Origin of the sequence: Roseibium hamelinense (genome assembly GCF_007830545.1) — a bacterium.
Taxonomy (GTDB): Bacteria; Pseudomonadota; Alphaproteobacteria; order Rhizobiales; family Stappiaceae; genus Roseibium; species Roseibium hamelinense.
The window spans coordinates 371,166-395,921 of the sequence record NZ_VLLF01000003.1 but is presented as its reverse complement, the minus strand read 5'-3'; the positions used below and the strand labels follow the sequence as shown (position 1 = coordinate 395,921).

Sequence of the window (24,756 nt, the reverse complement as noted above, 5' to 3'; positions counted from 1 at the left end):
CCGATGGCGAGCCTTTCAGCTCTTGCTCGTTTCAGACTGTGGCTACCCCTCATTCCCAGCAGCCTAGCAAACCTCCACGAATTGTCATCAACGCTAATTTGCCTGTTTCGTTATGTAAAATGAGCATTTCGCCTGTTTATATAACCAAATCAAATGTCCGTTTCGGACGTTTTCCCTATAATTTCACAGCTCCCGCCTCTGCGGCCGACTTGATCGCGCTCAAAAACAGCAACAGAGCCGGAGTTGGTGCGATGTCGGCCCGCGTCGTCAAACCAACTGGCCCCGTGGTTTCCGTCGTCTCCAAGGGCAGTTCCTGCAAGACACCGGCCTCGACATCGCGCGAAACAACGCCGCTGGAAATGATCCAGACGGCATCTGTTTCAAGCGTGAAAGTGCGTCCGAAGGCGTTTGAGATCGTTTCGATCCTGTTCGGCAGCACAGTGATCGAATGCGCGATCATCAACCGCTCGACATAGGGCCGAATGATCGCCTCTTTCGTCGGAAACAGTACCGGATAGTCCGGCAAACGCGCCATCTGTTCGGCAGCTGGCAGCCCCAGAAGCGGGTGACCCGCCCGGACTGCAAACGACACCCGTTCGGAATAAAGATGCTGGAAGGACAGTCCCGCCATCTGTTTCGGATCGGCAAGGCGTCCGACCACCAGATCGAGTTCGCCCATCCGCAGGCGGGACAGCAAAAGCGTGTTGGGTCCGGTCACCAAAGACAAGGTGGTGCCGATTTTCTCCGATTGAAACTGGCGGACCGCCTCGGGAACGATACTGGCAGCAACACTCGGCAGCACTCCGACATCGAGGTACGATTCGCCGGAGACCCGGGCCTGGGCGACGCTGTCGAGCCCCTGTTTCAGTGCGGCAAGACTGGCCGCCGCATAGTGCTGGAAGACTTCCCCGAATTGCGTCAGAACAACCCCGCGCCGGCTGCGCTCCAACAGCCGCACTTCGAGAATGTCCTCCAGCTCCTTAAGCGTTTTGGACACAGCGGGCTGAGTGATCGACAAAGCTGTTGCGGCTTTGACGACGCTCCTGCGCCGCGAGACCTCAAGGAAACACTGGACATGCCGGTACTTCACACGCGCATCGATCATTAGGCATTCCAGATGGTTATACTTTTTTGCGATATTCTCATTTTACATAACCATTGCAATGATCAAAGATAGAGTTTCATGATTTTGCGCAATATTGTGCCAACGAGACACGACTTCCCATGCAGATGATTTCCGTCAACGGCGTCAACTTGCACTATGCCGATACCGGCGTGGCAACCGGGACCGCTTTGGTGTTCCTCAACTCCCTGGGCACAGATTTCCGGATTTGGGATCATGTTGTCCCGGCCTTTGAGGACCGGTTCCGGATCGTACGGGCAGACAAACGCGGCCACGGCTTGAGCCAATGTGTGCCTGGCGGGTATGGGCTGTCCGATTTGGTCGGAGATGTCGAAGCGCTATGCGACGCGTTGGGCGTCGATCAGGTGATCGCGGTCGGGCTGTCGGTCGGCGGGCTGATAGCCCAGGGCTTTGCAGCGCGCAGCCCGGACCGCGTCCCGGCGCTGATCCTGTGCGACACGGCTTCGCGCATCGGCGATGCGGCGACCTGGACAAGCCGCATGAGCATGATCGAACAAGACGGTCTCGGCGCGATTGCCGATGCCGTTCTCGAACGCTGGTTTCCGCCGAGCTTCAAGGCAGCGCATCCGGCAGCCTATTCCGGTTGGCATGCTATGCTGACACGCACCCCCACCGAAGGCTATTTGGCAACCTGTGCGATTTTGAAGGATACAGACCATACTGCCGAGACGAAGGCGCTCAAGATGCCGGCGCTGTGCCTGTGTGGCAGTGCCGATGGGGCAACCCCGCCCGCACTGGTGAAAGCGACGGCCGACATGATGCCAAACGCGCGCTTTGTCGAGATTCCGGAGGCAGGGCACGTGCCATGTATCGATCAGCCAGACGCAGTGATCCGGGCCATGAAGAGCTTTTTTGAGGAGCACGGCCTTGTCTGACCGCTCACACAACCGGAAGCCGGGATCACGAATTGATCAGGGCATGGCAACACGCCGTGCCGTTCTGGGGGATGCCCATGTCGACAAGGCAAGCCGTTCGGCCACCGGGATTGACCAGGATTTTCAAACGCTGATCGTGGAGGGCGCCTGGGGCACCGTTTGGTCGGACAACACGATCACGCGGCGTGAACGCTCCATGTTGACCATCGCCCTCTTGGCCGCGCTTGGTCATCAGGAGGAACTGGCCATGCATTTGCGGGCAAGCCGCAATACCGGAACCAGCCTGGAGGACATCCGGGAAGCTTTGTTGCATGTCGCGATCTATGCCGGGGTTCCTGCCGCCAATACGGCATTCAAGATCGCAAAAACCGTGTTTGAAGATTCAGATCCCGACTCACCGAGCAACACCTGAAAAACAAGGCCCGGCAACACAGGGCACCAGGAGGAGACGATGGGCGCCAAAGACCAGACAAGACGGCAACCTGCCGAGCTTTATGCCCGTGACCGGACACAACATCCGCCGGCTTTGACCGAGGGCTACAAAACGTCCGTCAGCAGATCGCCGCAAAAGCCGCTCCTGTCTCTCGAGCAGACCTTAAGCGAAGTCACCGGCCCGGTTTTCCGCCAAAGCGACCTTGGCCCACTGGACCACGACCTGATCAAGAACCACGCTCATGATGGCGATCCGATCGGCGAACGGATCATCGTTCACGGCCATGTTCTCGATGAGAACGGCCGCGGCGTCCCGAACACGCTGGTCGAGGTCTGGCAAGCGAATGCCGGTGGCCGCTACCGGCATGTGAACGACAGGTATCTCGCTCCGTTGGATCCAAATTTTGGTGGATGCGGCCGCTGCATGAGCGACGACAATGGCTATTATTATTTCAGAACCATCAAGCCCGGCGCCTATCCGTGGCGCAATCACGGCAACAACTGGCGGCCGGCGCACATCCATTTTTCGATATTCGGCAGCGCATTTGCGCAGCGCCTGATCACTCAGCTTTATTTCGAGGGTGATCCGCTTGTCGATCAGTGTCCGATCGTGCAGACCATTCCGGACCCGCAAGCCATCGACCGGCTGGTTGCCCGGCTCGACATGAACAGCGCAATTCCATTCGACTGTCTCGCCTACCGGTTCGATATCGTGCTGCGCGGCCGCCGGTCGACCCTTTTCGAAAACCGTCTGGAAGGAAACTGAGCCATGGTGCCGACACTTGGCTATCTGAAGGAAACCCCGAGCCAGACGGCCGGACCCTATGTGCATATTGGCCTTGCCCCCGCGCAGGCCGGACAGGCGTTTGCAGGCAAGACGATCTCCAACAAGCTTGCAGGGCCGGACACACCCGGAGAACGGATCACCATCGAGGGACGCGTTTTCGACGGCACGGGAACGCCGATCCGCGATGCGCTGATCGAGTGCTGGCAGGCGGATGCAAACGGGCGGTACAACTGTCACGAAGACTTGCCGGGCGGTGCGGACCATGACGGGTTTGCGGGCTTCGGACGGTGCGGATCGGACTTCGAGACCGGACTTTTCAGCTTCGAAACCATCAAGCCCGGCGTGGTTCCCGGCAGGAATGGTGTACAGCAAGCCCCGCATATCAGCCTGTGGATCGTCGCCCGCGGCCTCAATGTCGGTTTGCAGACCCGGCTCTACTTTTCCGAAGAGACGGCGGCCAATGCGGCTGATCCTGTGTTGAACACGATTGAGCAGGAAGCCCGCCGGCAAACCCTGATTGCCGAACGCATCAGCACGGGTGACGTTGCAGTGTACCGTTTCAACATCCACCTCCAAGGCGCTGAGGAAACAGTCTTTTTTGATATTTGACGCCGGATAAGAACGAAAACGGGAGCAACGCCGCGATCTCATGGCCAAATTTCAGACACTTCAGGAAGCCGTCGCCGACAACATTCGCGACGGCAACAGCATTGCCTTCGAAGGGTTCACGCATCTGATCCCTCATGCGGCCGCGCATGAGGTCATTCGTCAGGGCCGCAAGAACCTGACAGTGATGCGCATGACGCCCGATTTGATCTACGACCAGCTGATTGGGATGGGCTGCGTCAAGAAAATGATTTTTTCATTTGCTGGCAATCCGGGCGTTGGGCTGCTGAGGCGATTGAGAGACTCGGTCGAAAACGGCTGGCCGCACAAGATCGAGCTCGAGGAACACAGCCATGCCGCCATGGCAAACGCCTATGAGGCAGGCGCTGCCGGTCTTCCCTGCGCGGTCTTCCGCGGCTACCGCGGTGCGGAACTCACGCGCGTCAATCCCAACATCAAGTTCATCACCTGCCCATTTACCGGCGAGGAGCTGGCCGCTGTTCCCGCTTTGAGGCCCGACGTGGCAGTGATCCATGCCCTGAAGGCCAACCGCAACGGCGACGTATTCATGGAAGGCATTACCGGCGTTCAAAAGGAAGCGGTGCTGGCAGCCAAACGCTCGATTGTCACGGTTGAGGAAATTGTCGACGACTTCGAAGGTGTTTCGCCAAACGCCATCATTCTCCCATCGTGGACAATCACGTCCGTCGCCGAGGTCAAGGGCGGTGCCCATCCATCCTACACACAAGGATACTATGGCCGCGACAATGCGTTTTATATCGCCTGGGATGACATTGCGTCCGACCGGGAAAGGTTCCGGGCCTGGATGGACGAGCATGTCATGGAAGCGGGGCCTGAGGTATTTGCCAGCCGCGTGGCGGGGCTGATGCAGAAAGGCGGCACACGATGAGCGACTTCACGCCAACCGAGATGATGACCGTCGCCGCGGCACGCGCGCTGTCGAGCAAGGACGTGTGTTTCGTCGGGATCGGCGCCCCTTCCGCGGCCTGCAACCTCGCCCGGCTAACCCATGCGCCGGGAATCACCCTGATCTACGAAAGCGGAACCATCGGCACGGCCCCGGATGTGCTGCCGCTGTCCATTGGCGACGGCGAATTGTGCGATACGGCGCTGACCACGGTTTCGGTGCCGGAAATGTTCCGATACTGGCTTCAAGGCGGCCGGATCACGGTGGGTTTTTTGGGAGGCGCCCAGCTCGACCGGTTCGGCAATATCAACACGACCGTGGTCGGCGGCTACGAAACGCCGAAGGTCCGGTTGCCGGGCGGCGGCGGCGCGCCGGAAATCGCGATCAGTTGCGGTGAAATCTTCATCACCATGAAACAGTCGCGCCGCGGTTTCGTCGAGAAGCTCGACTTCATAACATCGCTGGGCCACGGCACGGGCGGCCGGGATCGCGCAGAGCATGGTGTCCACACCAAAGGACCGACGCGGCTGATCACCGACCTTGCCATCTGGCAGCCCGATCCGGAAACCAAGGAGTTTACCGTCACCTCCTTGCATCCAGGGGTGACCAAGGCTCAAATCATGGACACGGTCGGCTGGGCGCCGAAATTTGCCGAGACCATGGCCGAGACACCGGCCCCGACCACCGAAGAGCTGCTGGTTTTGCGGGATCTTCATGCCCGTACCAAAGCCGCGCACGAAGGAGCCTGACATGCAGCGTGCTTTTATTTGCGATTATGTGCGCACTCCCTTCGGCCGTTACGGCGGCAGCTTGTCGGCGGTTCGGGCTGATGATCTGGGCGCGATCCCAATCGAGGCGTTAATGGCGCGCAACCCGGATGTGGACTGGACACATCTCGACGAAGTGTTTTTCGGTTGCGCCAATCAGGCCGGCGAAGACAACCGGAATGTCGCCCGCATGTCGGCCCTTCTGGCCGGGCTGCCGGACACCGTTCCCGGCACCACAATCAACCGGCTGTGCGGCTCAGGTATGGATGCGGTGATCTCTGCGGCACGCGGCATCGTTGCCGGTGAAATTGAAATGGCTATCGCCGGCGGTGTGGAATCCATGTCGCGGGCACCGTTTGTCATGCCCAAGGCGGAAACCGCGTTTTCGAGGAGCACCACCGTCTACGACACAACCATAGGCTGGCGCTTCGTCAATCCGCTGATGAAAGAGCAATACGGCATCGATTCCATGCCGGAAACAGCTGAAAACGTCGCGGAGCAGTTTCGGATTTCACGGGCGGACCAGGACGCTTTTGCCGTTCGCAGCCAAGAACGGGCGGTGCGCGCGCAAGAGAGCGGCCGTCTGGCACAGGAAATCGTGCCGGTGACGATCTCTCAGCGCAAGGCAGACCCGATCATCGTCGGTACGGACGAACATCCGCGCGCCGGGACCACGGTCGACGCCCTTTCAAAGCTGAAAACACCGTTTCGGGAGCATGGCACCGTTACGGCCGGCAACGCGTCTGGGGTCAACGATGGCGCGGCAGGACTTCTGATCGCCTCGGACAATGCCGTTGAGAAATACGGCCTAACACCGATTGCCCGTATCCTTGGCGGGGCAACGGCCGGCGTTCCGCCGCGGATCATGGGCATCGGCCCGGCGCCGGCCACCCGCAAGCTCTGCGAGCGCCTGTCGCTTGCGCCTGGTGACTTCGATGTCATCGAGCTGAACGAAGCCTTTGCCGCGCAGGGCCTTGCAGTGCTGCGGGATCTCGGCCTGCCTGATGACGCCCCGCACATCAATCCCAACGGCGGTGCCATCGCTCTTGGCCATCCGCTAGGTGCTTCCGGCGCGCGCATCACAGGAACAGCCGCGCTGGAACTGAAAGAACGCGGGCAGAAACTGGCCCTGGCGACCATGTGCATTGGCGTTGGCCAAGGCATCGCCATCGCACTCGAGGCGGTCTAGCACATGGCTTTCACAGCTTTCGACAGCGCCATCACCGGCGCCCTGTTGTCCGATGCAGAAACCGCAGCGCAATTTGATGACGCACGGGTTGTGCGGGCGTTTTTGCGGGTCGAGGCGGCCCTGGCCAGAGCGCAGGCTGCAATTGGTGCCATCCCTGCGCAAGCGGGTACCCGGATCACCCAGATCAGTGCAGACTTCGAATTGCCTCCGGAAACGCTCCGGGAGGGAACCGCGCAGGACGGGATTCCGATCCCCACCTTTGTTGCAGCCCTCCGGTCTGCCGTCGGTCCGGATGTCGCAAGTTACGTCCATCTGGGTGCGACCAGTCAGGACATCATGGACACCGGCCTGGTTCTGAGACTGCGGGATGTGTTCGATCTGCATGAACGCAGACTGATCGCTCTGGGACACCGGCTGGTCACTGTGTCGCGCGCCCATGCCACCACTCCCATGGCCGCCCGCACGCGCATGCAACAGGCGTCCCCGACCAGTTTCGGCCTCAAGACAGCAGGTTGGCTTGCGGCCCTCACCCGGCATCTTCAGCGTCTGGCGGAGCTCCGCAAAAGAACACTAGTTCTGTCCCTGTCAGGTGCAGCGGGCAACATGGCCGCGTTCGGACCCGATGCGGCCACGATTGAGCGGACTGTGGCCCAGGACCTCAATCTGGCAGTGTCGCCAGCGCCTTGGCACAGCTTGCGCGATAACCTGGGTGAAACCGCGGGATGGTTCGCTCTGGTCACGGGCACGCTCGGCAAGATTGGCGAGGATCTGGTTCTGCTTGCGCAAAACGAAGTTGCCGAAATCCGCCTCGCTGCGGGCGGCGGCTCGTCCACGATGCCCAACAAGGCCAATCCGGTCTTGGCAGAAACACTTGTCGCGCTCGCCCGCCACAATGCGGCCGCCCTTGGCGGGTTTCACCAATCCGTGCTTCAAAGCCACGAACGCGGTGGGGCTGGCTGGACACTGGAATGGATGGTTTTGCCGCAAATGGCTGTCGCCGCCGGAGCCGCGCTCCAGCATTTTGACACCCTTTTGAACCAAATGCAGGTCGACGAGGCCCGGATGCTGGGCACCATCCATGCCTCAAAGGGACTGCTCCTTGCCGAGGCAGTGAGCTTTGCTTTGTCGGAACACATGCCGCGCGCCGATGCGATCACCCTTACCAAAAAGGCTTGCGGGATCGCCGCCGAAGAGAACACCGACCTGTTTGAGGTCCTGCCACGCATTCTCAACCCGGCACTGTCGCGCAAAATTGCGTGGCAAGATCTGCGCAATCCGGCACGCCATCTGGGGCAAAGCAACGCTCTGATCAACCGGATCGTCGAGTCTTTTCAAGCTGTTGCATGCAAAACTTGTTAGCGCGATTCCAGCTGTTCACAAACTGATTCAAGCAGCGTCTGAAAAGTCCAAGCCTTTGTTCCCATTGTCCATTCAGTTCGGGCCATAAGCACATATCCTAGGGTAACCCAAAGCGCGGCACCATGCCGGACATATGCGGGAAGGACGATAGGGATTGCGTACACAAGTGGCCATCATCGGAGCTGGGCCCTCCGGGCTTTTGCTGTCTCAGCTGCTTTACCGCGCTGGCATTGACTGTGTCGTGCTTGAACACAGGTCTCCGGACTATGTTCTGAGCCGGATCAGGGCGGGTGTTCTTGAACAGGGTTTGACCGGCATGCTGGAGGAAGCAGGCGTCGCGGACCGCATGCATCGCGAGGGCCTACCGCATGACGGCTTTACGATTGCAGTCGGCGAGACACGCCTGCGCATCGACTTGAAAGACCTGACCGGCGGAAAGACAGTGATGGTCTACGGCCAGACAGAAGTCACCAAGGACCTTATGGATGCGCATGCATCGCGCGATGCCAAAATCATATATCAGGCGGACGACGTGATACCGCATGATTTCGACGGCAACAGTCCGAAGGTCACCTACCTGAAAGACGGCCAGAGGCACGAAATCCTATGTGACTTCATTTGCGGCTGCGACGGTTATCACGGCATCTCCCGCAAGTCCGTGCCCGAGGGCGCACTGACCGAATATGAAAAGGTTTACCCTTTCGGCTGGCTGGGTATCTTGTCCTACGCCAAACCGGTGGATCACGAACTGATTTACGCCAATCACGACACCGGATTTGCGCTGGCGTCCATGCGATCCCACACGCTGAGCCGGTACTACATCCAAGTTCCGACCGGCACCGATGTAAACGCCTGGTCTGACGAGATGATCTGGGATGAACTGAAGATCCGTCTCGGCGCGGAGGCCGCCGAGCGCATGGAGACCGGGCCGTCGATCGAAAAAAGTATTGCGCCGCTTCGGAGTTATGTCGCCGAGCCCTTGCGTTTCGGCCGGTTGATGCTGGCCGGGGATGCCGGGCATATTGTGCCGCCAACAGGTGCAAAAGGCCTGAACCTGGCCGCCTCGGACATTCATTATCTATCCGGCGCGCTGATCGAACACTACGCAGAAAAATCCGATGCCGGCATCGATCACTATTCCCAGCGCGCGCTGGCCCGAATCTGGAAAGCGGAGCGGTTTTCATGGTGGATGACGACGCTGCTGCACCAGTTTCCAGAGCTTGGTGCGTTTAACGCGCGGATCCAGCAGGCGGACATGGACTATCTTGCAAGCTCCCGTGCAGCCCAAGTGTCACTTGCTGAGAATTATGTCGGCCTGCCCTACTAGGCCCTCGCCGCAGCAAACGGGGCAGTCTGCAGCCGCGCGTCCAGATAACCGTTCTCGTCGCGGGGCTCGAAAACGGGTTGGGGTATGCCGTCGATGTCATCCTGCATAGGCTCAAGGGTGATTTTTCTCAAAACATCTTCGAGCTCGGAGTTCGTGAGTTCGAGCAGAACCCGCGAGACACCGATCGTGTCCAGAAAGACGGTTGCCATGGCTTTGGCTGTTGCAACTGTTTCGGAGGTGCGCACGTAACGCTCCGCCCGCTCGTACCTGTCCACCGTCCCGGCGACATAGGGTTTCATTGCAGAGGTGAAGCCGTCGGGGTTGATGCCCACCCCAAGTGTGAAGCCGATACCGAAAACGACGTAAATCCAAATGTAAAAGTACTTGACGAGATAACTCATGCCCACCTCAAAAGTTAACAAAAAGTTAACTTAGCGGCAGTTGTAAAAACCCCAAGTCCTCATTGCAACAGCGATGCGGCAAATTTTAACAGATTTTTAATGATCACTTAGAGTATGAGTGTAAAAAAGGATTGTACCCTATCTTTGAGGGTGTTGCTGTAAACGAAAATCGAGCGGGCTCACCCCGGTTTCTTTCCGGAAAACTCTCGAAAAATAGGCCGGATCATCAAAACCGAGATCATAAGCGATCTGCGATACCGAAAAGTCCGAGAAGGCCAGCTGACGTTTTGCCTCAAGGATCATGCGTTCCCGCAGGGCTTGCGCCGCCGTCTTGCCGATAAACAACCTACAGTAGCGATTGAGCCGGGACAGCGAAAGCCCCATGGCATTTGCGTAAAACTCCGGCTGCCTTTCGGCCTTAAAATGCTGCTCCACAAGGGAGCGGAACTGAAACAGCGAAAACCCGCGCGCGCCATCGGGCATGGCATGTCCAGGCTTGTCGGCAAACAGACGAACGAGAAACAGGGTCAGCAGCGGCCTGAAAATACTGCGGCGCTGCGGGCCGTGATCGAACTCGGCCGCCATCTCTGCCAGATAGCGTTCGGCATGCGCCCGGTCCGCCGGATCCGGCGTGACCAGCCGGTTTGCCGTCCCGTGCAGATCGGATGCGCAGAGTGCTGCGGGTTCTGCGCCCTGCTCTGACAAGTAGTCCCGGGTGACCGAGACGACATAACCTTGTGTGTCGGGCGAAAAGCGCCAGCCGTGCATGACCCCCGGCGGGGTCAAGATGGCCATGCCGGCGGTTGTTTCGTGTTCCCCATTATCATCCTTCAACCAGCCATGCCCGGCCGTTGGCATCAGAATTTGAATGAGATGGTCATGCCGATGGGGCTCGAGCATCCAGCCCAGCGGTGCGGACCGGGCCGGAATGGTCTCGATATGAAAGAAATCAAAATCCTCGACCCCGTCACCTTCGCCATAAAGGTGATACTTTGGGACCACGTTTGAAACCGCCATGCTTTATCTTGAACGAAGCCGCGCAGAGCGGCAAGCCGGCGCTCAAGTTTGCGGTGCCGATTGCCGTCAGACCAATGTCGGATTACGCCCCGGATCTGGCATGATGGGCATGCCAGTGCCAGGCAATGTCGATCCGCCGCGGGACCCAGACGTCATCATGGGAGGCGACATAGTCCAAGAAACGGGCTAGTGCCGCTGCCCGGCCCGGCCGGCCCGCAAGACGGCAATGCAGACCGATGTTCAACATTTTCGGACTGCCTTCGACCCCTTCCGAATAAAGGACGTCAAAGGCGTCTTTCAGATAGGCATAGAACTGGTCGCCGGAATTGAAGCCCTGAAAGGCGGCAAAGCGCATGTCGTTGCTGTCCAACGTGTAGGGGATAACAAGATGATCGCCGCCCGGACCATCTACCCAATATGGCAAGTCGTCGGCGTAACTGTCGGAATCGTAGAGGAAACCGCCCTCTTCCATGACCAATTTCTGGGTTTGCATGGAGCACCGCCCGGTGTACCAGCCCAGCGGACGCGCGCCGGTTACTTCCTCATGAATGCGGATTGCTTCTTCCAGATGTTGCCGTTCCGTATCCTCGTCCATATTGCCGTATTCGATCCACTTGAGGCCATGGGACGCGATTTCCCAATCCGCCTCTTTCATCGCCGCAACTGCTTCGGGATTGCGTGCGAGCGCGGTCGCAACACCATAAACCGTGACCGGCAGCGACCTGCTGGTGAACATTCTCCAGAGGCGCCAGAACCCGGCTCGGGAGCCGTACTCATAGATAGATTCCATGTTCCAGTGCCGACGCCCTTCCCACGGCTGAGCGCCAACGATTTCGGACAGAAACGCTTCGGAAGCCGGATCGCCATGCAGGATGTTGTTTTCGCCGCCTTCCTCGTAATTAACCACGAATTGTACTGCCAGCTTCGCACCACCTGGCCATTTTGGATCCGGCGGCGTGCGCCCGTAGCCCTTCATGTCGCGTGGATAAAATGTACCCATAAACAATTCTCTCTTAAAATCAGCGGCTTCCAAGCCGCGATAAACCCCGGTTCATACCGGTGCACGCTACGATATCGGCGGTCAGCCTACCGTCAAATACAACAATATGCCTCAAATTTTAGGGGTGTCTTTTTCACCCCCTTAGAAATTGGACTGTATAAGGCTTGAAAACAACAAATACGTGTGGAGACCTCAGATGCACCTGACATCTGCCGGACTGCTGTGCATCGCGTGCGCAGTGGTCATGACCCTATTCATAGACACAGAGCACCTTACACAGCGCTCCGATTTGTCCGGCAACGCCGCGCCGCATTATCACGCCCCGCTCGCAAACTGACCGGGAGCCTATCTGTGCCGTTTTACCGGCACTGGGCGCAATTGCATGTCGCCGCTGTTTTCGAAAAAACCGATTTTCTCTTTCAGCCCACCGCCTGGTCCGCTTTTTTTGTCGTCTGTGTCACCCAGCATCATGACTGCGGATCCCATCACAACCGATCCCAGTGTAATGACAAGACTTGCAATCAGCATGAGGACCGGCAGCAGGGGCTCATCCGAATTGGCGATCAGAACCTGCAGGTTTCCGATATTGAAATAGAGAACACACGCCACGAAGGTCAGCGAGATCGCAACACCGATGAACCCGTTGATAACGAGCAGCCTCAGCAAAGGCTCTTTGGGTAAAAACGGTCTCGAAAGCGGTTTGCCGTGTGTCTTGCGCATGATCCATCCCCCTCCAGTAGGTGCATCATACCAAACGTGGGGCGCAAGATCGCTGCGGCAACCTGTCAAATGCACCGGGTTTAACCATGGGTCAACGATCTTGCCCGAAGCCCATATTTACGCTTGATATATATCAGGCCAATATATAGAACCGATATATAACTAGGCAAAATAGGGCAGCTGTTGCCGATCCGGGCATTCAGCCGCTGCGTAGTTTTCTGCATCTACACCCACAGATCGCACGGTAAGCCCCAGGCACGTGTCCTTGAACGAAAGACAAGCGCATGAGCGTTCGCAGTCTCTGCCTGGCCATTCTGACATTCGGTGATGCAACCGGATATGAGATCCGCAAGGAATCGACAGAAGGCCGCTTCAGTTACTTCGACGATGCGAGCTTCGGCTCAATCTATCCGGCGCTCGCCCGGCTTGAAGCAGACGGGATGGTCACGGTCCGCGAGGAACAGCAGCCCGGCAAGCCGGGCCGCAAGGTGTATTCGATCACCGAGGCCGGCCGTGATGAGTTTTTGGCATCGCTGTGCGAACCCCAGGCGCCTGACACGTTCAAGTCTCCCTTCCTGCTGATCGCCATGTATGCCGAAGAACTGGGGCCGGCAGTCATCCGGCGGGCGCTGAACCGCCGCAAGGAACAGGTGTTGAGCGAACTGAAGCAGATGCAGGACTGCAATGAAGATTCGCCGCATTCCGGGTCGCGCTGGATTCGGAACTACGGCATCGCCTGCATGAATTTCACCCTCGCCTATCTCGATGAGACTGGCGAAGACCTCATTGAGATTGCGTCCAAAAGCGTGCCTTCGCCCGCCGCAGACGCTGCCGAATAAGACCGACCGGAGCCGCACATATGCGTTTCAAGCTTTCCTACCTTCTCGCTGCCGGGCTCGCAGGAGGTGTTGCCCTTTGGATGTCGAGCGGAACCGTCGTGATCGGCGGTGTCGGTGACGGCGAGAACGCCACTCCACCGCCAGCTGAGCGGGCCGCCGAGACCCAGGGTGATATTTTCAAGGTTCGTGTGCAGACACTCAAGGCCGAAGAGCGCCAGCCAGTGCTTGAAATCCGGGGGCGGACCGAGGCCGAAGCTAAGGTTGCCGTGCGGGCCGAGACCACAGACACGGTCATCGAGCGCCCGGCCACCGAAGGCTCCAGGGTCAAGGTCGGCGACATTTTGTGCGTGCTGGATACCGGACCGCGCGAAGCCAAGGTTCTGGAGGCCAAAGCCAATCTGTCGCAGGCCGAGCTTGACCATTCCGCCGCCTCGCAGCTGGTCACAAAAGGTTTCACCGCACAGACCCGGGTTGCCGCCGTTCAAGCGCAACTCGATGCCGCCCGCGCCCGTCTCAAGGAAGAAGAGCTTGAGCTCAACCGGACCGTGATCCGTTCCCCGCTGGACGGCATTATCGAGAGCCCGATGGCCAATGTCGGTGACCGGCTTCAGGACGGTGACATCTGCGCCACCGTGGTTGATCTCGATCCGATGATCGCGCTCGGCCAGGTGTCCGAGATCAATGTCGGCCAGATATCCCTGGGCATGCCGGCGGAGGTCGAGCTTGTCACCGGTGGCAAGATCAAGGGCAAGGTCCGCTACATCGCGCCCGCAGCCGATCCGGACACACGGACCTTCCGTGTCGAAATCGAGTTGCCGAACAAGGATGGCAAGGCACGCGACGGTGTTACGGCCGCAACCCGTTTGCCGCTGCCCAAACAGATGGCACACAAGATTACACCAGCCATCCTGACGCTCAATGATACGGGGGAAGTCGGCATCCGTGCAGTCGATGAGAACGACATGACGGTATTTTACCCGGTCACGGTTCTGGGCGGCGAGCAAGATGGCGTTTGGGTTGGTGGCCTGCCAGATGAAATTACCGCCATCGTTGTTGGTCAAGACTACGTGTCGGACGGCCAGAAGGTCGCCCCGATTTTTGATACCGCCGAGGTTCAATAATGTTATCGATGCTCGAAGGCGTTCTGCGGCGTCCGAAAACCGTTTTCGTCTTGATGCTGGCGCTGATTGCCGCCGGCACAATGACCTATATTGCGATCCCGAAAGAAGACAGTCCGGACATTGACGTCCCGATCTTCTATGTCTCGATCGCCCAGCAGGGCATTTCCCCAGAAGACGCCGAACGTCTTCTCGTCCGCCCGATGGAGACGGAGCTGCGCGGGCTCGACGGGCTGAAGGAAATTACCGCGATCGCCTCCGAGGGCCATGCCGGGATCATTCTGGAATTCGACATCTCGTTCAACAAGGATGAGGCCCTGGCCGATGTCCGGGACAAGGTGGATATCGCCAAGAGCGAGTTGCCGGCCGATGCCGAGGAACCGACGATAACGGAGACCAACTTCGCGCTGGCTCCGGTTATGTGGGTCACCCTGTCCGGAAATGTGCCTGAACGTACGCTTTACCGCCACGCCCGGCGGCTGAAAGACCAAATCGAGGCGGTCGACACTGTGCGGTCCGCCGACCTGTCCGGACATCGCGAAGAGCTTCTGGAAGTCCTGATCGACACGCAGAAGCTCGAAGCTTACGCGATCACACAGGCGGAGCTGTTCAACACACTGACGGCCAACAACCAGCTGGTGCCAGCCGGCTTTATCGATGGTGGCCAGGGCCGTTTCAACGTGAAAGTGCCCGGCCTGGTCGAAACAGCTGAAGACATTTATTCCCTGCCGATCAAGCAGAGCGGCGAAGGTGTTGTCACCCTATCCGACATCTCGGAGATCCGCCGGACCTTCAAGGATCCCAATTCCTTCACGCGCGTCAATGGCCAACCGGCCATCGCCCTGGAAGTCACAAAACGGATCGGCACCAACATCATTGAAAACAATGAGGCCGTGCGAACCATTGTCGAACAGGCATCTGCGGATTGGCCGGAGACCATACAGGTCAACGTCATGCTGGACCTGTCGTCAAACATCTACGAGGTCCTTGGGTCACTGCAATCCTCGATCCTGACCGCCATTTTCCTTGTGATGGTCCTGGTCCTGGCGGCTCTTGGCCTGCGCTCGGCGCTGCTGGTGGGCCTTGCCATTCCGACCTCGTTCATGGTCGGCTTCCTGATCCTTGGCGGCATCGGTTTCACGGTCAACACCATGGTGATGTTCGGTCTTGTGCTGACCGTTGGTCTTCTGGTCGACGGTGCGATTGTCATGACCGAATATGCCGACCGGAAAGTCGCCGAAGGCATGGAAGACCGCGAGGCTTATATCCGGGCGGCCAAACTGATGTTCTGGCCGATCGTGTCGTCCACCGCCACGACGCTGGTCGCCTTCCTGCCGATGCTCCTGTGGCCCGGCGTTGCCGGTGAGTTCATGAGCTACCTGCCGATCATGGTGATCATCGTTCTGACCGCCTCACTTGTGACCGCGATGGTGTTCCTGCCGGTAACAGGCGGAATCTTTGCGCAGGTTTCGCATTGGATCGGCCGCCATGCCTCACCTATCCTTGGCCTCGTGTTCGGTACCTTGGCGAGCTTAATCGTTGCAAATGGTCCATTCATGCCAGCGCTTCTTTCCGGTCTGGTTCCGAACGAAAGCCTCGGTGTGGTGGTCATCGGCCTGGCTGTGATCGCCTTTGCGCTCGTTGGCTCCATCTCGTACCGGATCCTGAAGCCGTTTGTCCGCTGGTCGCAGGCGCGCGCGAAAAAGCGGGCCGCGATCGAGCAAGCCGACGCCGCGGCGCTTTCCGGATCCGCAGCATTCGACGTCAAGAAGGTAAAAGGCGCGACTGGGCTCTATGTCCGCCTGCTCAAGCTTCTGGCCGGCAATCCGATCGGAAACATCGTCACGGTGTTGCTCCTGTTCGGCGGATGTTTTGCGATCGTAACAAGCTTTGCCTCAAACCCGACCGGCGTTGAGTTCTTCGTCGACGAGGAGCCCAAGCAGGCCGTTGTGCTGGTGTCCGGCCGGGGCAACATTTCAGCCGCCGAGTCGCTTGCCATCGTCAAGGACGTTGAGGACATTGTGCTGCGCGTCAAGGGCATCGAAAACGTTGTCACCCTTGCCAAGGCACCCGGAGGTGGCGGCGGTGGCGGACCGGCCATCGGCGGCGTTCAGGACAAACCCGCGGATGTGATCGGTGAATTGCAGCTGGAACTCGCCGACTATTGCTGCCGCCGCGAAGCCAAGGAAATCTTTGCTGAAATCCGCGAGAAGACCGCACCGCTTCCCGGTATCAAGGTGGAGACGCGCAAGATCGAAGGCGGCCCGCCCACCGGCAAGGACGTTCAGCTGGAACTGAAATCGACCGACTATGAAACACTGGTCGAAAACGTTGCCAAGGTACGCGCACATCTTGACCAGATGGACGGCCTGATGGACCAGGAGGACGATCGTCCGCTGCCTGGCATTGAATGGCGGATTTCGATCGACCGCGAGCAGGCCGGCCGTTATCAGGCGGACATTGCTTCGGTTGGCAACATGGTTCAGTTGGTGACGAATGGGGTTCTGATCGGGAAATACCGGCCGACGGACTCTGAGGACGAAGTGGATATTCGCGTGCGCCTGCCGGAAGGCGAACGGACCGTTGACCGGTTTGACCAGCTGCGTCTGCAAACGCCGCTTGGACTCGTGCCAATGGCGAACTTCGTGGACCGGGCCCCTGCGCAGAAAGTCTCCGAAATCACCCGCCGGGACGGTCTGTATTCCATGATGGTCAAGGCCAGTGTGGACCCGGCCTCCGGCGCAACGCCGGATGACAAGGTGAACGAGCTGCAGACCTGGCTGGATGCACAGATATGGCCTGACAACGTGTACCTGCAGTTCCGGGGGGCCGATGAGGACCAGAAGGAATCGGGCGAGTTTTTGATGCGGGCCATGTTTGCATCGCTGTTCCTGATGTTCCTGATCCTGCTGACCCAGTTCAACTCGTTCTACCAGACCTTCCTCACGCTCTCGACCGTGGTGCTTTCCGTTTTCGGGGTGCTCTTGGGCATGATGGTCACCGGCCAGAAGTTCTCGATCATCATGACCGGGACCGGCGTGGTGGCTCTGGCGGGGATTGTGGTGAACAATGCGATCGTCCTGATCGACACCTACAACCGCTTCCGCCACGACGGACTGGAACCGCTTGATGCGATCCTGAAAACCTCGGCACAGCGTATCCGGCCGATCCTGCTCACCACCGTGACCACGATTGCAGGTCTTATCCCAATGGCGACGAAGATCAATTTTGACTTCTTCAACCAGGTGATCGCCTATGGCGGCATCACCGCCGTCTGGTGGGTGCAATTGTCGACTGCGGTGATTTCCGGTCTGGCGTTCTCGACCTTGCTGACCCTGATCATGATCCCCGTCATGATCGCGGCACCGAGTGTTTGGGTTCAGACTTGGCTGTCGCTGGTTGCGCGGTTTAGACCCAGCCCAGCTCAGGTCGCCGTTTCCACCGCCGGTGCCGGCAGCCAAGACGTGGAATGGACCAACCCTGACCTGGAAAAGGAGCGTCCGGCGGCAAAGGTTGTGTCCATGCCGAAACCGGAGCGGCCAAACATACCGCCGCAGGAGCTGCCGCACGCAGCCGAATGAGCCGGTTTTCAGTAGTAATCCCAAAACCGCCGGATCCCCTCTGGCGGTTTTTTTGTATTGACCAGATGTGATCAAAAGATATTGTTGTAAGATACAACTATATCGGATTGCATATGCTGGACGTAGCCTCAGATCTCGTTTCAAGCATTCGGGCCGCCTCCCGCGAAATGGTCCGCGAATTGGGTTTTCTCGGCAAGACCATCGCCGGAACCGACATGTCGGCGTCGGCGGTCCATATGCTGATCGAGATTGGCAACACTCCGGGTGTGACGGCCAAAGCACTGAGCGAACGGCTCCGGCTTGAAAAGTCCTCCGTCAGCCGGATGCTGAAGTCCCTTGAAAAGCGCGGCGAGATCAGCGTTCGCACGCTGGATACCGACAAGCGCGCCTCAGGGCTGCACCTGACGGACCAAGGAACTCGGACCTATGAGGCGATCAACGCTTTTGGGGACGCACAAGTCCGTGGCGCCCTCTCCCGTCTCGCAGGATCCAGCGGTTTGACTGTTGCCAAAAGCCTGGCGGATTACGCCGCGGCCCTGAGCCGGACGGATGAGCGGCCACGCCGCGAGCCGGTCTCTTGGCAGATCACCGAAGGCTACCAAACCGGAATGATCGGGGATATTGCCGCCATGCATGGACGTACACATGGCGCCATCGTCGGAACGGGACCGGCCTTCGAAACGGTTGTCGCCGCGGGCCTCAGTGAATTTGCGAGCCGAATGGACAGGCCCTTCAACAACAGCTGGAGCGTTGTCGAGGACGGACGGGTCGTCGCATCGATCTCGATTGACGGCGAAGATCTGGAAGGAAACGTTGCACATTTGCGCTGGTTCATTCTCCAGGACCGGCTGCGCGGCAAGGGCTTGGGCAGAGAGCTCCTTTCAAGGGCGTTGGCACATGTCGATGAGCTGGGTTTTGACGAGACTTGGCTTTGGACCCTGAAAGGCCTTGATCCGGCGCGCAGGCTTTACGAGCGCAACGGCTTTGTTCTGACAGACGAATATCTTGGCGACCAATGGGGACAGGAAGTCTGGGAACAGAAATTCGTTCGCACACGGCCGGCCTGAAGCGTCACGGCTGCCAGTATGTCTTCTTGTCCCACGGTGCGGGCACCTGCAAGGGACCAATCGGTGCGTTTCCATCGCCAGAAAGCCGCACCGATTGCCAGGCTCCGGTCCATTCCTCCGGCAGCGGAAAAGGCGGATCGATCCTCCGCTCGGCCGTAAACCCGAACCGGCCGTAATAGGCAGGGTCGCCAAGCACCAGCGCAATGCTGGCGCTAGCTGCCTTACCTTGCTCAAACCCCTCCCGCACCAGGGCCGTTCCTATCCCCGTGCATTGCTGTGAGGGAGACACGGCAAGCGGCCCCAACAGGGCTGCAACGGCGGCTTTTTCATCGCCTACCGGGCACATTGTGAAAATCACATGCCCGCAGATTGCCCCCTCCTGTTCCGCAAGGATTGACAGGATCCCGCGGTCGAACTCCAGCAGGTCCTTTACCAGCGGCCGCAACTCTTCGTCAGGAAATGCGTCACCGTAGAGGGTGTCCAAGCCGGGCCAGTCCGACGGGGTGGTCTGTCTGAGCAATGGCAACAACATGATGCTTTTTCCGAATAAGGGTTGGAACGAATAGCGCAGTGAAATGCTCGGTGCGGGCGTTAGCCCATGTCATGCTTGTCCCGGTCCCCAAGGTGATCCAGATCCGTGTCGCCGCAGTCACCGTCGTCATCCGAACCGCGCAAAACACTGTCAGCTTTGAGATGCTTGCGATGGGATCGCCACGCGAACGGGATCGTGATCAGATATAGCGCACTCCCGGCCGCGAGCATGCGGAACGGATAGCTGACGGTCAGCGCGATGATCAGCACGACGACGAGAATGAGCGGAAGCACGAAGTCCCGGCGCACCCGGCTGCGAAGCGTCTTGCCGGAAAACGTCGGCAACCGGCTGATCATCAGGAAGGCGATGGCAATCGTGTAGGCCGCAATCGGCCCTGCAAACTCCGGCCAATGCGGCAGCAGGCCAAGAAATTCTAGATAGAGCGGCATCAAGACAGTCAGCGCCCCGGCTGGCGCAGGGACACCGGTAAAAAACTTTGCGGTCCATGCCGGTTTGTCCGGGTCTTCCAGTGCCACATTGAACCTGGCGAGCCGAAGCGCAGCGGAAATGGCAAAAATCAAGGCTGCGATCCAGCCGAGCGATCCGGCTTCCTTCAAAATCCAGATATACAGCATCAAGGCCGGGGTAACGCCGAAATTGACGAAATCGGCCAGCGAATCCAGCTCCGCACCGAATTTCGACGTTCCCTTCAACAACCGCGCAACACGCCCGTCGAGCGCGTCCAGCACCGCCGCCACAAGAACCGCTCCGATGGCAAATTCCCACCGGCCCTCGAACGCCATGCGGATTGCCGTCAAGCCTGAGCACAGCGCAAGAAGCGTTACAAGATTGGGCAGGATCAGCCGGATCGGTACCCGCCGGAACCTGGGCTCGCGCTTGCCAGTCTGGTTCGGACTTGTGCTGTTGACGCTTTCGGTCACAGGGCCTCCTCAGCTGACCCGGGTCAAGGGACCTGCGCCCTCGCCGGTGTTTTTCAGGTCCGCCAGAACGGTTTCGCCCGCAATCATTGTCTGGCCGAGCGCGACCTTCGGCTCTGCGCCGCCCGGGAAATACACATCCAACCGGGAGCCGAAGCGGATCAGGCCAAACCGTTCCCCTACCGAAAGGTCTTCCCCTTCGCGCACGAAACACACAATCCGCCGTGCCACAAGACCTGCAATCTGAACGACACCGATCTTGGTTCCGCCCTGCTCGATCACAAGCCCGTTGCGCTCGTTATGTTCACTCGCCTTGTCCAGCTCGGCATTGAGAAACTTGCCGGCGCGATAGGCAACGCGGGTGATCTTGCCGCCCATCGGTGCCCGGTTCACGTGACAGTTGAACACATTCATGAAAATCGAGATCCGCAGCACGGGCTCGCTGCCCAGTTCCAGTTCCTGCGGCGGACGCGCCGGACCAACATGGCTGACGACACCGTCTGCTGGAGAAATCACCAAGCCTTCGGTGACCGGCGTCACACGCGGGGGATCACGGAAGAAGTAGCAGACCCAGCCGGTGAAAATCAGGCCGATCCAAAACAGCGCATCGACGAAGTAGCCCGTGACCAGCGTTGCGACGACGGCGATTGCCACAAACGGCCAGCCTTCACGATGGATCGGCACCAACGCCTTGGTCACGGAATCAACGAGAGACATTCAGCAGTCCTTTGTCGGGCTGACATATACGTGCCTTGCATCAGGTATGGCGCAAGCAGTCAGCGAAAAACGTCATGAACCGCGCGTTGTAGTCGGTTTTTGATCCAAAATGAAGCCGCAAACGGTGCGCCTTATGCGCCGATACCCATCCTATCCAGAATCTTGGCATGGTCGGCATAGAGCTGCGGCAGGTTAAGTTCCCAATAGGCCGGGCGGCCGTATTTCTTGATCAGAAAATCACCAAGGGCGGACGTTTTCGGCGGGGTAAAACTACCTGGCGGCGAGACAGCCCAGATGGCCCCGGTGCGGGCGACCGGGAAATCCGGCATGACCGCGATCAGGCGCCCTTCTCGGAGGTCCTGCCAGACATGCGCCCCCGACTTCACCGCGATGCCCAGCCCGTGAATAGCCGCATCATAGGAATAATCACCGCTGTCGCCGGAAATCAACGGGGTGACCTGATGGGCGATTTCCCCCTTTGGACCGTCGAAATACCAAACCGGGATGCGTGTCAGTCCGATGCAATCGTGATTGACCAAATCCGCTGGTGTCCGGGGTACGCCTTTACGGCTCAAGTAGTCTGGCGACGCACACAGGACCCGTTGATTGGCGCCGAGTTTGCGCGCCTTGAGTGTAGAATCTGGCAAGGGCGCTGCCCGAAAGGCCAAGTCGTAGCCTTCCTCGACAATGTCCACCATCCGGTCAGTAAAACTGAGTTCGTACCGGATATCCGGATAAAGCGCCATGAATTCGCGCAGGTAGGGCAGAATATGAGCCCTGCCGAAAAACATGTTGCACGATATCTTCAAGAGCCCGCGGGGTTTCTCAGTGCCCGCTTCCAAGAGAGAGAGTCCGGCATCCATGCGCTCCAGCGCAGCTGTGGCACTTTCCAAAAGGACCTGTCCGGCCTCGGTCAGCACTGTGCTGCGAGTCGTGCGCGCGAACAACTGCGCACCGACGGCTTTTTCCAGAGCTGTCAACCGGGAGCTTGAGGCCGATGGCGACAAACCGATTTCCTTGCCCGCCGCCGACAAACTGCCCAAGGCGGCAACCCTGGTGAAGAAGCGTAGATCGTCCAGTCTCATTCTTAAAAAATATCGAAAGGTATATTTGAAACAAGCCCAATTCTTCGATTTCGTGAAATTGGCCATAGTCCTGTCAGCGCAAACGGAGACCAAGCCAATGACACGCACAATCCTGACCCCGGACCTGATGACCGCTTATGACAACCGCGCCCGCAGCCTGCGCTCTGAAGCTTTCATCGGCCTCATCCGTGCCCTGTTTTCCCGGAACGGCAAAACAGTCACCGGCGAGCATGGCGCCGCAGCAAACGCGCCCGGCGTTGCAACCGGTCACCGCGCAGCCGCCTAATCCCGCGTTTCCCGGGTTCAAGAAAGTGCCGGACCGTCCAGTCCGGCGCTTTTTCATGAGTAGCCTTCGTCCGCCCGTGCGCCCCGCACAACAAAGCCTTTGTCATCGTGTTCCACCGCAGCCCGCAGACGCTCTTCAGCTTCATCGGCTTCACGCTGGCGGGCCCACATGGACGCATAAAGGCCGTCTGCCTCCAAAAGCTCGGAGTGCGTGCCACGCTCAGCAATCTCGCCCGCTTCCAGGACGATAATCTGATTGGCGTTGACGACGGTCGACAGCCGGTGAGCGATGACCAGGGTCGTGCGGTTTTTCGACACCTGGTCCAGCGCGGCCTGGATCTCCTGCTCGGTGTGAGTATCGAGTGCCGACGTTGCCTCGTCCAAAATGAGAATTGGCGGCGCTTTCAAAATGGTACGGGCAATCGCAACGCGCTGTTTCTCTCCGCCCGACAGCTTCAGACCGCGTTCACCGACTTCGGTCTTGTAGCCTTGCGGCAGCCGCTCGATGAAATCGTGGATCTGAGCCATTTGCGCGGCTTCACGCACCTCTTCCGCTGAGGCATCGGGACGGCCATACCGGATATTGTATTCGATCGTATCGTTAAACAGCACCGTGTCCTGCGGCACCATGCCGATGGCGTGCCGCACGCTGTCCTGGGTGACATCGCGCACATCCTGGCCGTCTATGCGCACAGCCCCCCCGGTTACATCATAGAAACGGAACAGCAAGCGCGAGATCGTCGACTTTCCGGCGCCGGACGGGCCGACAATTGCCACCGACTTGCCGGCTGGCACCTCGAAATCAACACCCTTCAGGATCGGCCGTTCGGGGTCATAGTGGAACTTCACGTTCTCAAACCGGATGTTTCCATCAACTGCCTTGAGCGGTTTGGCATCGGGCTTGTCCTGAATTTCGGCAGGCACCCCCAAAAGATCAAACATGGATTCAATATCGGCCAGCCCCTGCCGCACTTCCCGGTAGAGGAATCCAATAAAGTTCAGCGGAATGGAAATCTGCATCAGGAGGGCGTTGATCAGAACAAAATCACCGATTGTCTGCTCGCCTGCCATCACCGCACGGGCCGAAAGCACCATACAGGCGGCCATGCCCAGACCGAGAATGACCGACTGCCCCAGGTTCAGCCAGGCCAGGGACGTCCAGGTTCGGGTCGCCGCCCGTTCATACTTGGCCATCGACACATCGAACCGGTCGGACTCCATGTTCTCATTGCCGAAATACTTGACCGTTTCGAAATTCAACAGGCTATCGATCGCCTTCGAATTGGCATCGGTGTCGCTCTCGTTCATCTCGCGGCGGATACCGATCCGCCAGTTTGAGGCTTTGATCGTGAACCACACATAGGCCACGATCATGAACGAAACGATGCCCAGATAACTGACACCGAACTGGAACGTGATCACCACTGCCATGATGGCAAATTCCAGGATGGTCGGGATGCCGTTCAGTATTGTGAAACGGACAATCGATTCAATGCCTTTCACCCCGCGCTCGATCACCCGGCTCAGGCCGCCGGTGCGGCGCGCAAGGTGAAATCTCAGCGAGAGCCGGTGCAGGTGCCGGAACGTAATATGTGCGAGCTGGCGCACCGCATGCTGCCCCACCCGGGCGAACAGGGCATCGCGCAGCTGATTGAAGCCGACCGCCATAACCCTCGCCGCATTATAGGCAAGAACCAGCATGATCGGAGCGACGAGAAAAGCCGGAAGGCCCTCCGTCTCGCCGGTCAGTGCATCCGATGCCCAAGCGAAAAAATAGGGCGACAGAACGGTGATGAATTTCGCAATGACAAGGGCGACGACCGCCAGAAGGACGCGTTTTTTCAGGTCCGGCCGGCCTATGGGCCAGATGTAGGGCCACAAGTTGATCAGCGTGCTGAGCGTCGAGCCTTCATCCGCGCTGACAACAGTCTGTTTGGATTTGGGGGATTTTCCGGACGCTGTTGGCTTGGGTTCGGAAACTTCAGAAGTGTCGTCCGCGGATTGGGAGCCGCCGGACGGATATGTATTGTCAGTCAATCGAA

Annotated in this window: 25 protein-coding genes; 15 read left to right on the top strand and 10 right to left on the bottom strand. The window is 58.9% G+C overall.

All coding sequences use genetic code 11. The features are described 5' to 3' along the window. Positions 1–175: 175 nt before the first annotated feature. Positions 176–1,105: a pca operon transcription factor PcaQ gene (gene pcaQ, locus JM93_RS09275; RefSeq protein WP_145342551.1), complete on the bottom strand. Its 930-nt coding sequence runs from the start codon at positions 1,103–1,105 to the stop codon at positions 176–178. 119 nt (positions 1,106–1,224) lie between these two features. Here pcaQ and pcaD point away from each other — a divergent pair, with 119 nt between their 5' ends. The 9 genes from pcaD to pobA all read left to right on the top strand — a co-directional run bounded on the left by pcaD (position 1,225) and on the right by pobA (position 9,414). Next, the gene (gene pcaD / locus JM93_RS09270; RefSeq protein ID WP_145342549.1) at positions 1,225–2,019 is read left to right on the top strand and encodes a 3-oxoadipate enol-lactonase; all 795 of its coding nucleotides are present in this window, start codon (positions 1,225–1,227) and stop codon (positions 2,017–2,019) included. Beyond that, positions 2,012–2,431, top strand: a complete 420-nt coding sequence (pcaC, locus tag JM93_RS09265; RefSeq protein WP_280114415.1) for a 4-carboxymuconolactone decarboxylase — start codon at positions 2,012–2,014, stop codon at positions 2,429–2,431. Before pcaD ends, pcaC begins: the two co-directional genes overlap by 8 nt. A gap of 39 nt (positions 2,432–2,470) precedes the next feature. Further along, positions 2,471–3,217, top strand: a complete 747-nt coding sequence (gene pcaH, locus JM93_RS09260) for a protocatechuate 3,4-dioxygenase subunit beta (RefSeq protein WP_145342547.1) — start codon at positions 2,471–2,473, stop codon at positions 3,215–3,217. 3 nt (positions 3,218–3,220) lie between these two features. Beyond that, complete coding sequence (gene pcaG / locus JM93_RS09255) at positions 3,221–3,847, top strand: protocatechuate 3,4-dioxygenase subunit alpha (RefSeq protein WP_145342545.1); 627 nt, start codon at positions 3,221–3,223, stop codon at positions 3,845–3,847. Positions 3,848–3,887: 40 nt separating this feature from the next. Further along, on the top strand, positions 3,888–4,754 hold the full coding sequence (locus tag JM93_RS09250) for a CoA transferase subunit A (RefSeq protein ID WP_145342543.1): 867 nt from the start codon (positions 3,888–3,890) through the stop codon (positions 4,752–4,754). Next, positions 4,751–5,521, top strand: coding sequence for a CoA-transferase subunit beta (locus JM93_RS09245; protein ID WP_145342541.1), 771 nt, complete (start codon positions 4,751–4,753; stop codon positions 5,519–5,521). Before JM93_RS09250 ends, JM93_RS09245 begins: the two co-directional genes overlap by 4 nt. 1 nt (position 5,522) lies before the next feature. Continuing rightward, the gene (gene pcaF / locus JM93_RS09240; protein ID WP_145342539.1) at positions 5,523–6,728 is read left to right on the top strand and encodes a 3-oxoadipyl-CoA thiolase; all 1,206 of its coding nucleotides are present in this window, start codon (positions 5,523–5,525) and stop codon (positions 6,726–6,728) included. Between the two features lie 3 nt (positions 6,729–6,731). Then, positions 6,732–8,087 (top strand): class-II fumarase/aspartase family protein, encoded by a 1,356-nt coding sequence (locus JM93_RS09235; RefSeq protein ID WP_145342537.1) that lies wholly within the window; start codon positions 6,732–6,734, stop codon positions 8,085–8,087. 154 nt (positions 8,088–8,241) lie between these two features. Beyond that, positions 8,242–9,414 carry a 4-hydroxybenzoate 3-monooxygenase gene (gene pobA / locus JM93_RS09230; protein ID WP_145342535.1) on the top strand — a complete coding sequence of 391 codons (1,173 nt, stop codon included), beginning with the start codon at positions 8,242–8,244 and terminating at the stop codon, positions 9,412–9,414. Here pobA and JM93_RS09225 read toward each other — a convergent pair. The 3 genes from JM93_RS09225 to puuE form a co-directional block, all read right to left on the bottom strand. Then, on the bottom strand, positions 9,411–9,815 hold the full coding sequence (locus JM93_RS09225) for a hypothetical protein (protein ID WP_145342533.1): 405 nt from the start codon (positions 9,813–9,815) through the stop codon (positions 9,411–9,413). The genes pobA and JM93_RS09225 overlap by 4 nt on opposite strands. Before the next feature lie 138 nt (positions 9,816–9,953). Further along, positions 9,954–10,832, bottom strand: coding sequence for a helix-turn-helix domain-containing protein (locus tag JM93_RS09220; RefSeq protein ID WP_145342531.1), 879 nt, complete (start codon positions 10,830–10,832; stop codon positions 9,954–9,956). 82 nt (positions 10,833–10,914) lie between these two features. Next, the gene (gene puuE, locus JM93_RS09215) at positions 10,915–11,832 is read right to left on the bottom strand and encodes an allantoinase PuuE (protein ID WP_145342529.1); all 918 of its coding nucleotides are present in this window, start codon (positions 11,830–11,832) and stop codon (positions 10,915–10,917) included. A gap of 196 nt (positions 11,833–12,028) precedes the next feature. Between puuE and JM93_RS21710 the strand changes: the two genes are divergently transcribed. Next, the gene (locus tag JM93_RS21710) at positions 12,029–12,169 is read left to right on the top strand and encodes a hypothetical protein (protein WP_155197539.1); all 141 of its coding nucleotides are present in this window, start codon (positions 12,029–12,031) and stop codon (positions 12,167–12,169) included. Positions 12,170–12,177: 8 nt separating this feature from the next. Here JM93_RS21710 and JM93_RS09210 read toward each other — a convergent pair whose 3' ends face one another. Then, positions 12,178–12,552 carry a hypothetical protein gene (locus JM93_RS09210; RefSeq protein WP_145342528.1) on the bottom strand — a complete coding sequence of 125 codons (375 nt, stop codon included), beginning with the start codon at positions 12,550–12,552 and terminating at the stop codon, positions 12,178–12,180. A 284-nt stretch (positions 12,553–12,836) separates the two neighbouring features. Here JM93_RS09210 and JM93_RS09205 point away from each other — a divergent pair, with 284 nt between their 5' ends. The 4 genes from JM93_RS09205 to JM93_RS09190 all read left to right on the top strand — a co-directional run bounded on the left by JM93_RS09205 (position 12,837) and on the right by JM93_RS09190 (position 19,157). After that, positions 12,837–13,391, top strand: coding sequence for a PadR family transcriptional regulator (locus JM93_RS09205; RefSeq protein WP_145342526.1), 555 nt, complete (start codon positions 12,837–12,839; stop codon positions 13,389–13,391). Positions 13,392–13,411: 20 nt separating this feature from the next. Then, the gene (locus tag JM93_RS09200) at positions 13,412–14,512 is read left to right on the top strand and encodes an efflux RND transporter periplasmic adaptor subunit (protein WP_145342524.1); all 1,101 of its coding nucleotides are present in this window, start codon (positions 13,412–13,414) and stop codon (positions 14,510–14,512) included. After that, on the top strand, positions 14,512–18,090 hold the full coding sequence (locus tag JM93_RS22120) for an efflux RND transporter permease subunit (RefSeq protein WP_145342522.1): 3,579 nt from the start codon (positions 14,512–14,514) through the stop codon (positions 18,088–18,090). Before JM93_RS09200 ends, JM93_RS22120 begins: the two co-directional genes overlap by 1 nt. A gap of 113 nt (positions 18,091–18,203) precedes the next feature. Next, on the top strand, positions 18,204–19,157 hold the full coding sequence (locus JM93_RS09190) for a helix-turn-helix domain-containing GNAT family N-acetyltransferase (protein ID WP_145342520.1): 954 nt from the start codon (positions 18,204–18,206) through the stop codon (positions 19,155–19,157). Between the two features lie 4 nt (positions 19,158–19,161). On the opposite strand, the gene JM93_RS09185 is transcribed toward JM93_RS09190, so the two are convergent. The 4 genes from JM93_RS09185 to JM93_RS09170 form a co-directional block, all read right to left on the bottom strand. Beyond that, entirely contained in the window at positions 19,162–19,689 is a 528-nt protein-coding gene (locus JM93_RS09185) for a GNAT family N-acetyltransferase (RefSeq protein ID WP_145342518.1), read from the bottom strand. 59 nt (positions 19,690–19,748) lie between these two features. Next, a complete protein-coding gene (locus tag JM93_RS09180; protein WP_145342516.1) occupies positions 19,749–20,630 on the bottom strand; it encodes a CDP-alcohol phosphatidyltransferase family protein in 882 nt (293 codons plus the stop codon). Positions 20,631–20,639: 9 nt separating this feature from the next. Next, complete coding sequence (locus JM93_RS09175) at positions 20,640–21,344, bottom strand: phosphatidylserine decarboxylase (RefSeq protein WP_145342514.1); 705 nt, start codon at positions 21,342–21,344, stop codon at positions 20,640–20,642. 131 nt (positions 21,345–21,475) lie between these two features. Further along, the gene (locus tag JM93_RS09170; protein WP_145342512.1) at positions 21,476–22,429 is read right to left on the bottom strand and encodes a LysR family transcriptional regulator; all 954 of its coding nucleotides are present in this window, start codon (positions 22,427–22,429) and stop codon (positions 21,476–21,478) included. A 97-nt stretch (positions 22,430–22,526) separates the two neighbouring features. Here JM93_RS09170 and JM93_RS09165 point away from each other — a divergent pair, with 97 nt between their 5' ends. Continuing rightward, positions 22,527–22,715 carry a hypothetical protein gene (locus JM93_RS09165; RefSeq protein WP_145342510.1) on the top strand — a complete coding sequence of 63 codons (189 nt, stop codon included), beginning with the start codon at positions 22,527–22,529 and terminating at the stop codon, positions 22,713–22,715. A gap of 53 nt (positions 22,716–22,768) precedes the next feature. Here JM93_RS09165 and JM93_RS09160 read toward each other — a convergent pair whose 3' ends face one another. Next, positions 22,769–24,604: an ABCB family ABC transporter ATP-binding protein/permease gene (locus JM93_RS09160; RefSeq protein ID WP_244300797.1), complete on the bottom strand. Its 1,836-nt coding sequence runs from the start codon at positions 24,602–24,604 to the stop codon at positions 22,769–22,771. Positions 24,605–24,756: the final 152 nt, after the last annotated feature.

Bases quoted from the DNA above. Each gene is read 5' to 3' on its own strand.
- pcaQ (WP_145342551.1), bottom strand. From the start codon at position 1,105: ATGATCGATGCGCGTGTGAAGTACCGGCATGTCCAGTGTTTCCTTGAG.
- pcaD (WP_145342549.1), top strand. From the start codon at position 1,225: ATGCAGATGATTTCCGTCAACGGCGTCAACTTGCACTATGCCGATACC.
- pcaH (WP_145342547.1), top strand. From the start codon at position 2,471: ATGGGCGCCAAAGACCAGACAAGACGGCAACCTGCCGAGCTTTATGCC.
- pcaG (WP_145342545.1), top strand. From the start codon at position 3,221: ATGGTGCCGACACTTGGCTATCTGAAGGAAACCCCGAGCCAGACGGCC.
- JM93_RS09250 (WP_145342543.1), top strand. From the start codon at position 3,888: ATGGCCAAATTTCAGACACTTCAGGAAGCCGTCGCCGACAACATTCGC.
- JM93_RS09245 (WP_145342541.1), top strand. From the start codon at position 4,751: ATGAGCGACTTCACGCCAACCGAGATGATGACCGTCGCCGCGGCACGC.
- pcaF (WP_145342539.1), top strand. From the start codon at position 5,523: ATGCAGCGTGCTTTTATTTGCGATTATGTGCGCACTCCCTTCGGCCGT.
- JM93_RS09235 (WP_145342537.1), top strand. From the start codon at position 6,732: ATGGCTTTCACAGCTTTCGACAGCGCCATCACCGGCGCCCTGTTGTCC.
- JM93_RS09225 (WP_145342533.1), bottom strand. From the start codon at position 9,815: ATGAGTTATCTCGTCAAGTACTTTTACATTTGGATTTACGTCGTTTTC.
- JM93_RS09220 (WP_145342531.1), bottom strand. From the start codon at position 10,832: ATGGCGGTTTCAAACGTGGTCCCAAAGTATCACCTTTATGGCGAAGGT.
- puuE (WP_145342529.1), bottom strand. From the start codon at position 11,832: ATGGGTACATTTTATCCACGCGACATGAAGGGCTACGGGCGCACGCCG.
- JM93_RS21710 (WP_155197539.1), top strand. From the start codon at position 12,029: ATGCACCTGACATCTGCCGGACTGCTGTGCATCGCGTGCGCAGTGGTC.
- JM93_RS09210 (WP_145342528.1), bottom strand. From the start codon at position 12,552: ATGCGCAAGACACACGGCAAACCGCTTTCGAGACCGTTTTTACCCAAA.
- JM93_RS09205 (WP_145342526.1), top strand. From the start codon at position 12,837: ATGAGCGTTCGCAGTCTCTGCCTGGCCATTCTGACATTCGGTGATGCA.
- JM93_RS09200 (WP_145342524.1), top strand. From the start codon at position 13,412: ATGCGTTTCAAGCTTTCCTACCTTCTCGCTGCCGGGCTCGCAGGAGGT.
- JM93_RS22120 (WP_145342522.1), top strand. From the start codon at position 14,512: ATGTTATCGATGCTCGAAGGCGTTCTGCGGCGTCCGAAAACCGTTTTC.
- JM93_RS09190 (WP_145342520.1), top strand. From the start codon at position 18,204: ATGCTGGACGTAGCCTCAGATCTCGTTTCAAGCATTCGGGCCGCCTCC.
- JM93_RS09185 (WP_145342518.1), bottom strand. From the start codon at position 19,689: ATGTTGTTGCCATTGCTCAGACAGACCACCCCGTCGGACTGGCCCGGC.
- JM93_RS09175 (WP_145342514.1), bottom strand. From the start codon at position 21,344: ATGTCTCTCGTTGATTCCGTGACCAAGGCGTTGGTGCCGATCCATCGT.
- JM93_RS09170 (WP_145342512.1), bottom strand. From the start codon at position 22,429: ATGAGACTGGACGATCTACGCTTCTTCACCAGGGTTGCCGCCTTGGGC.
- JM93_RS09165 (WP_145342510.1), top strand. From the start codon at position 22,527: ATGACACGCACAATCCTGACCCCGGACCTGATGACCGCTTATGACAAC.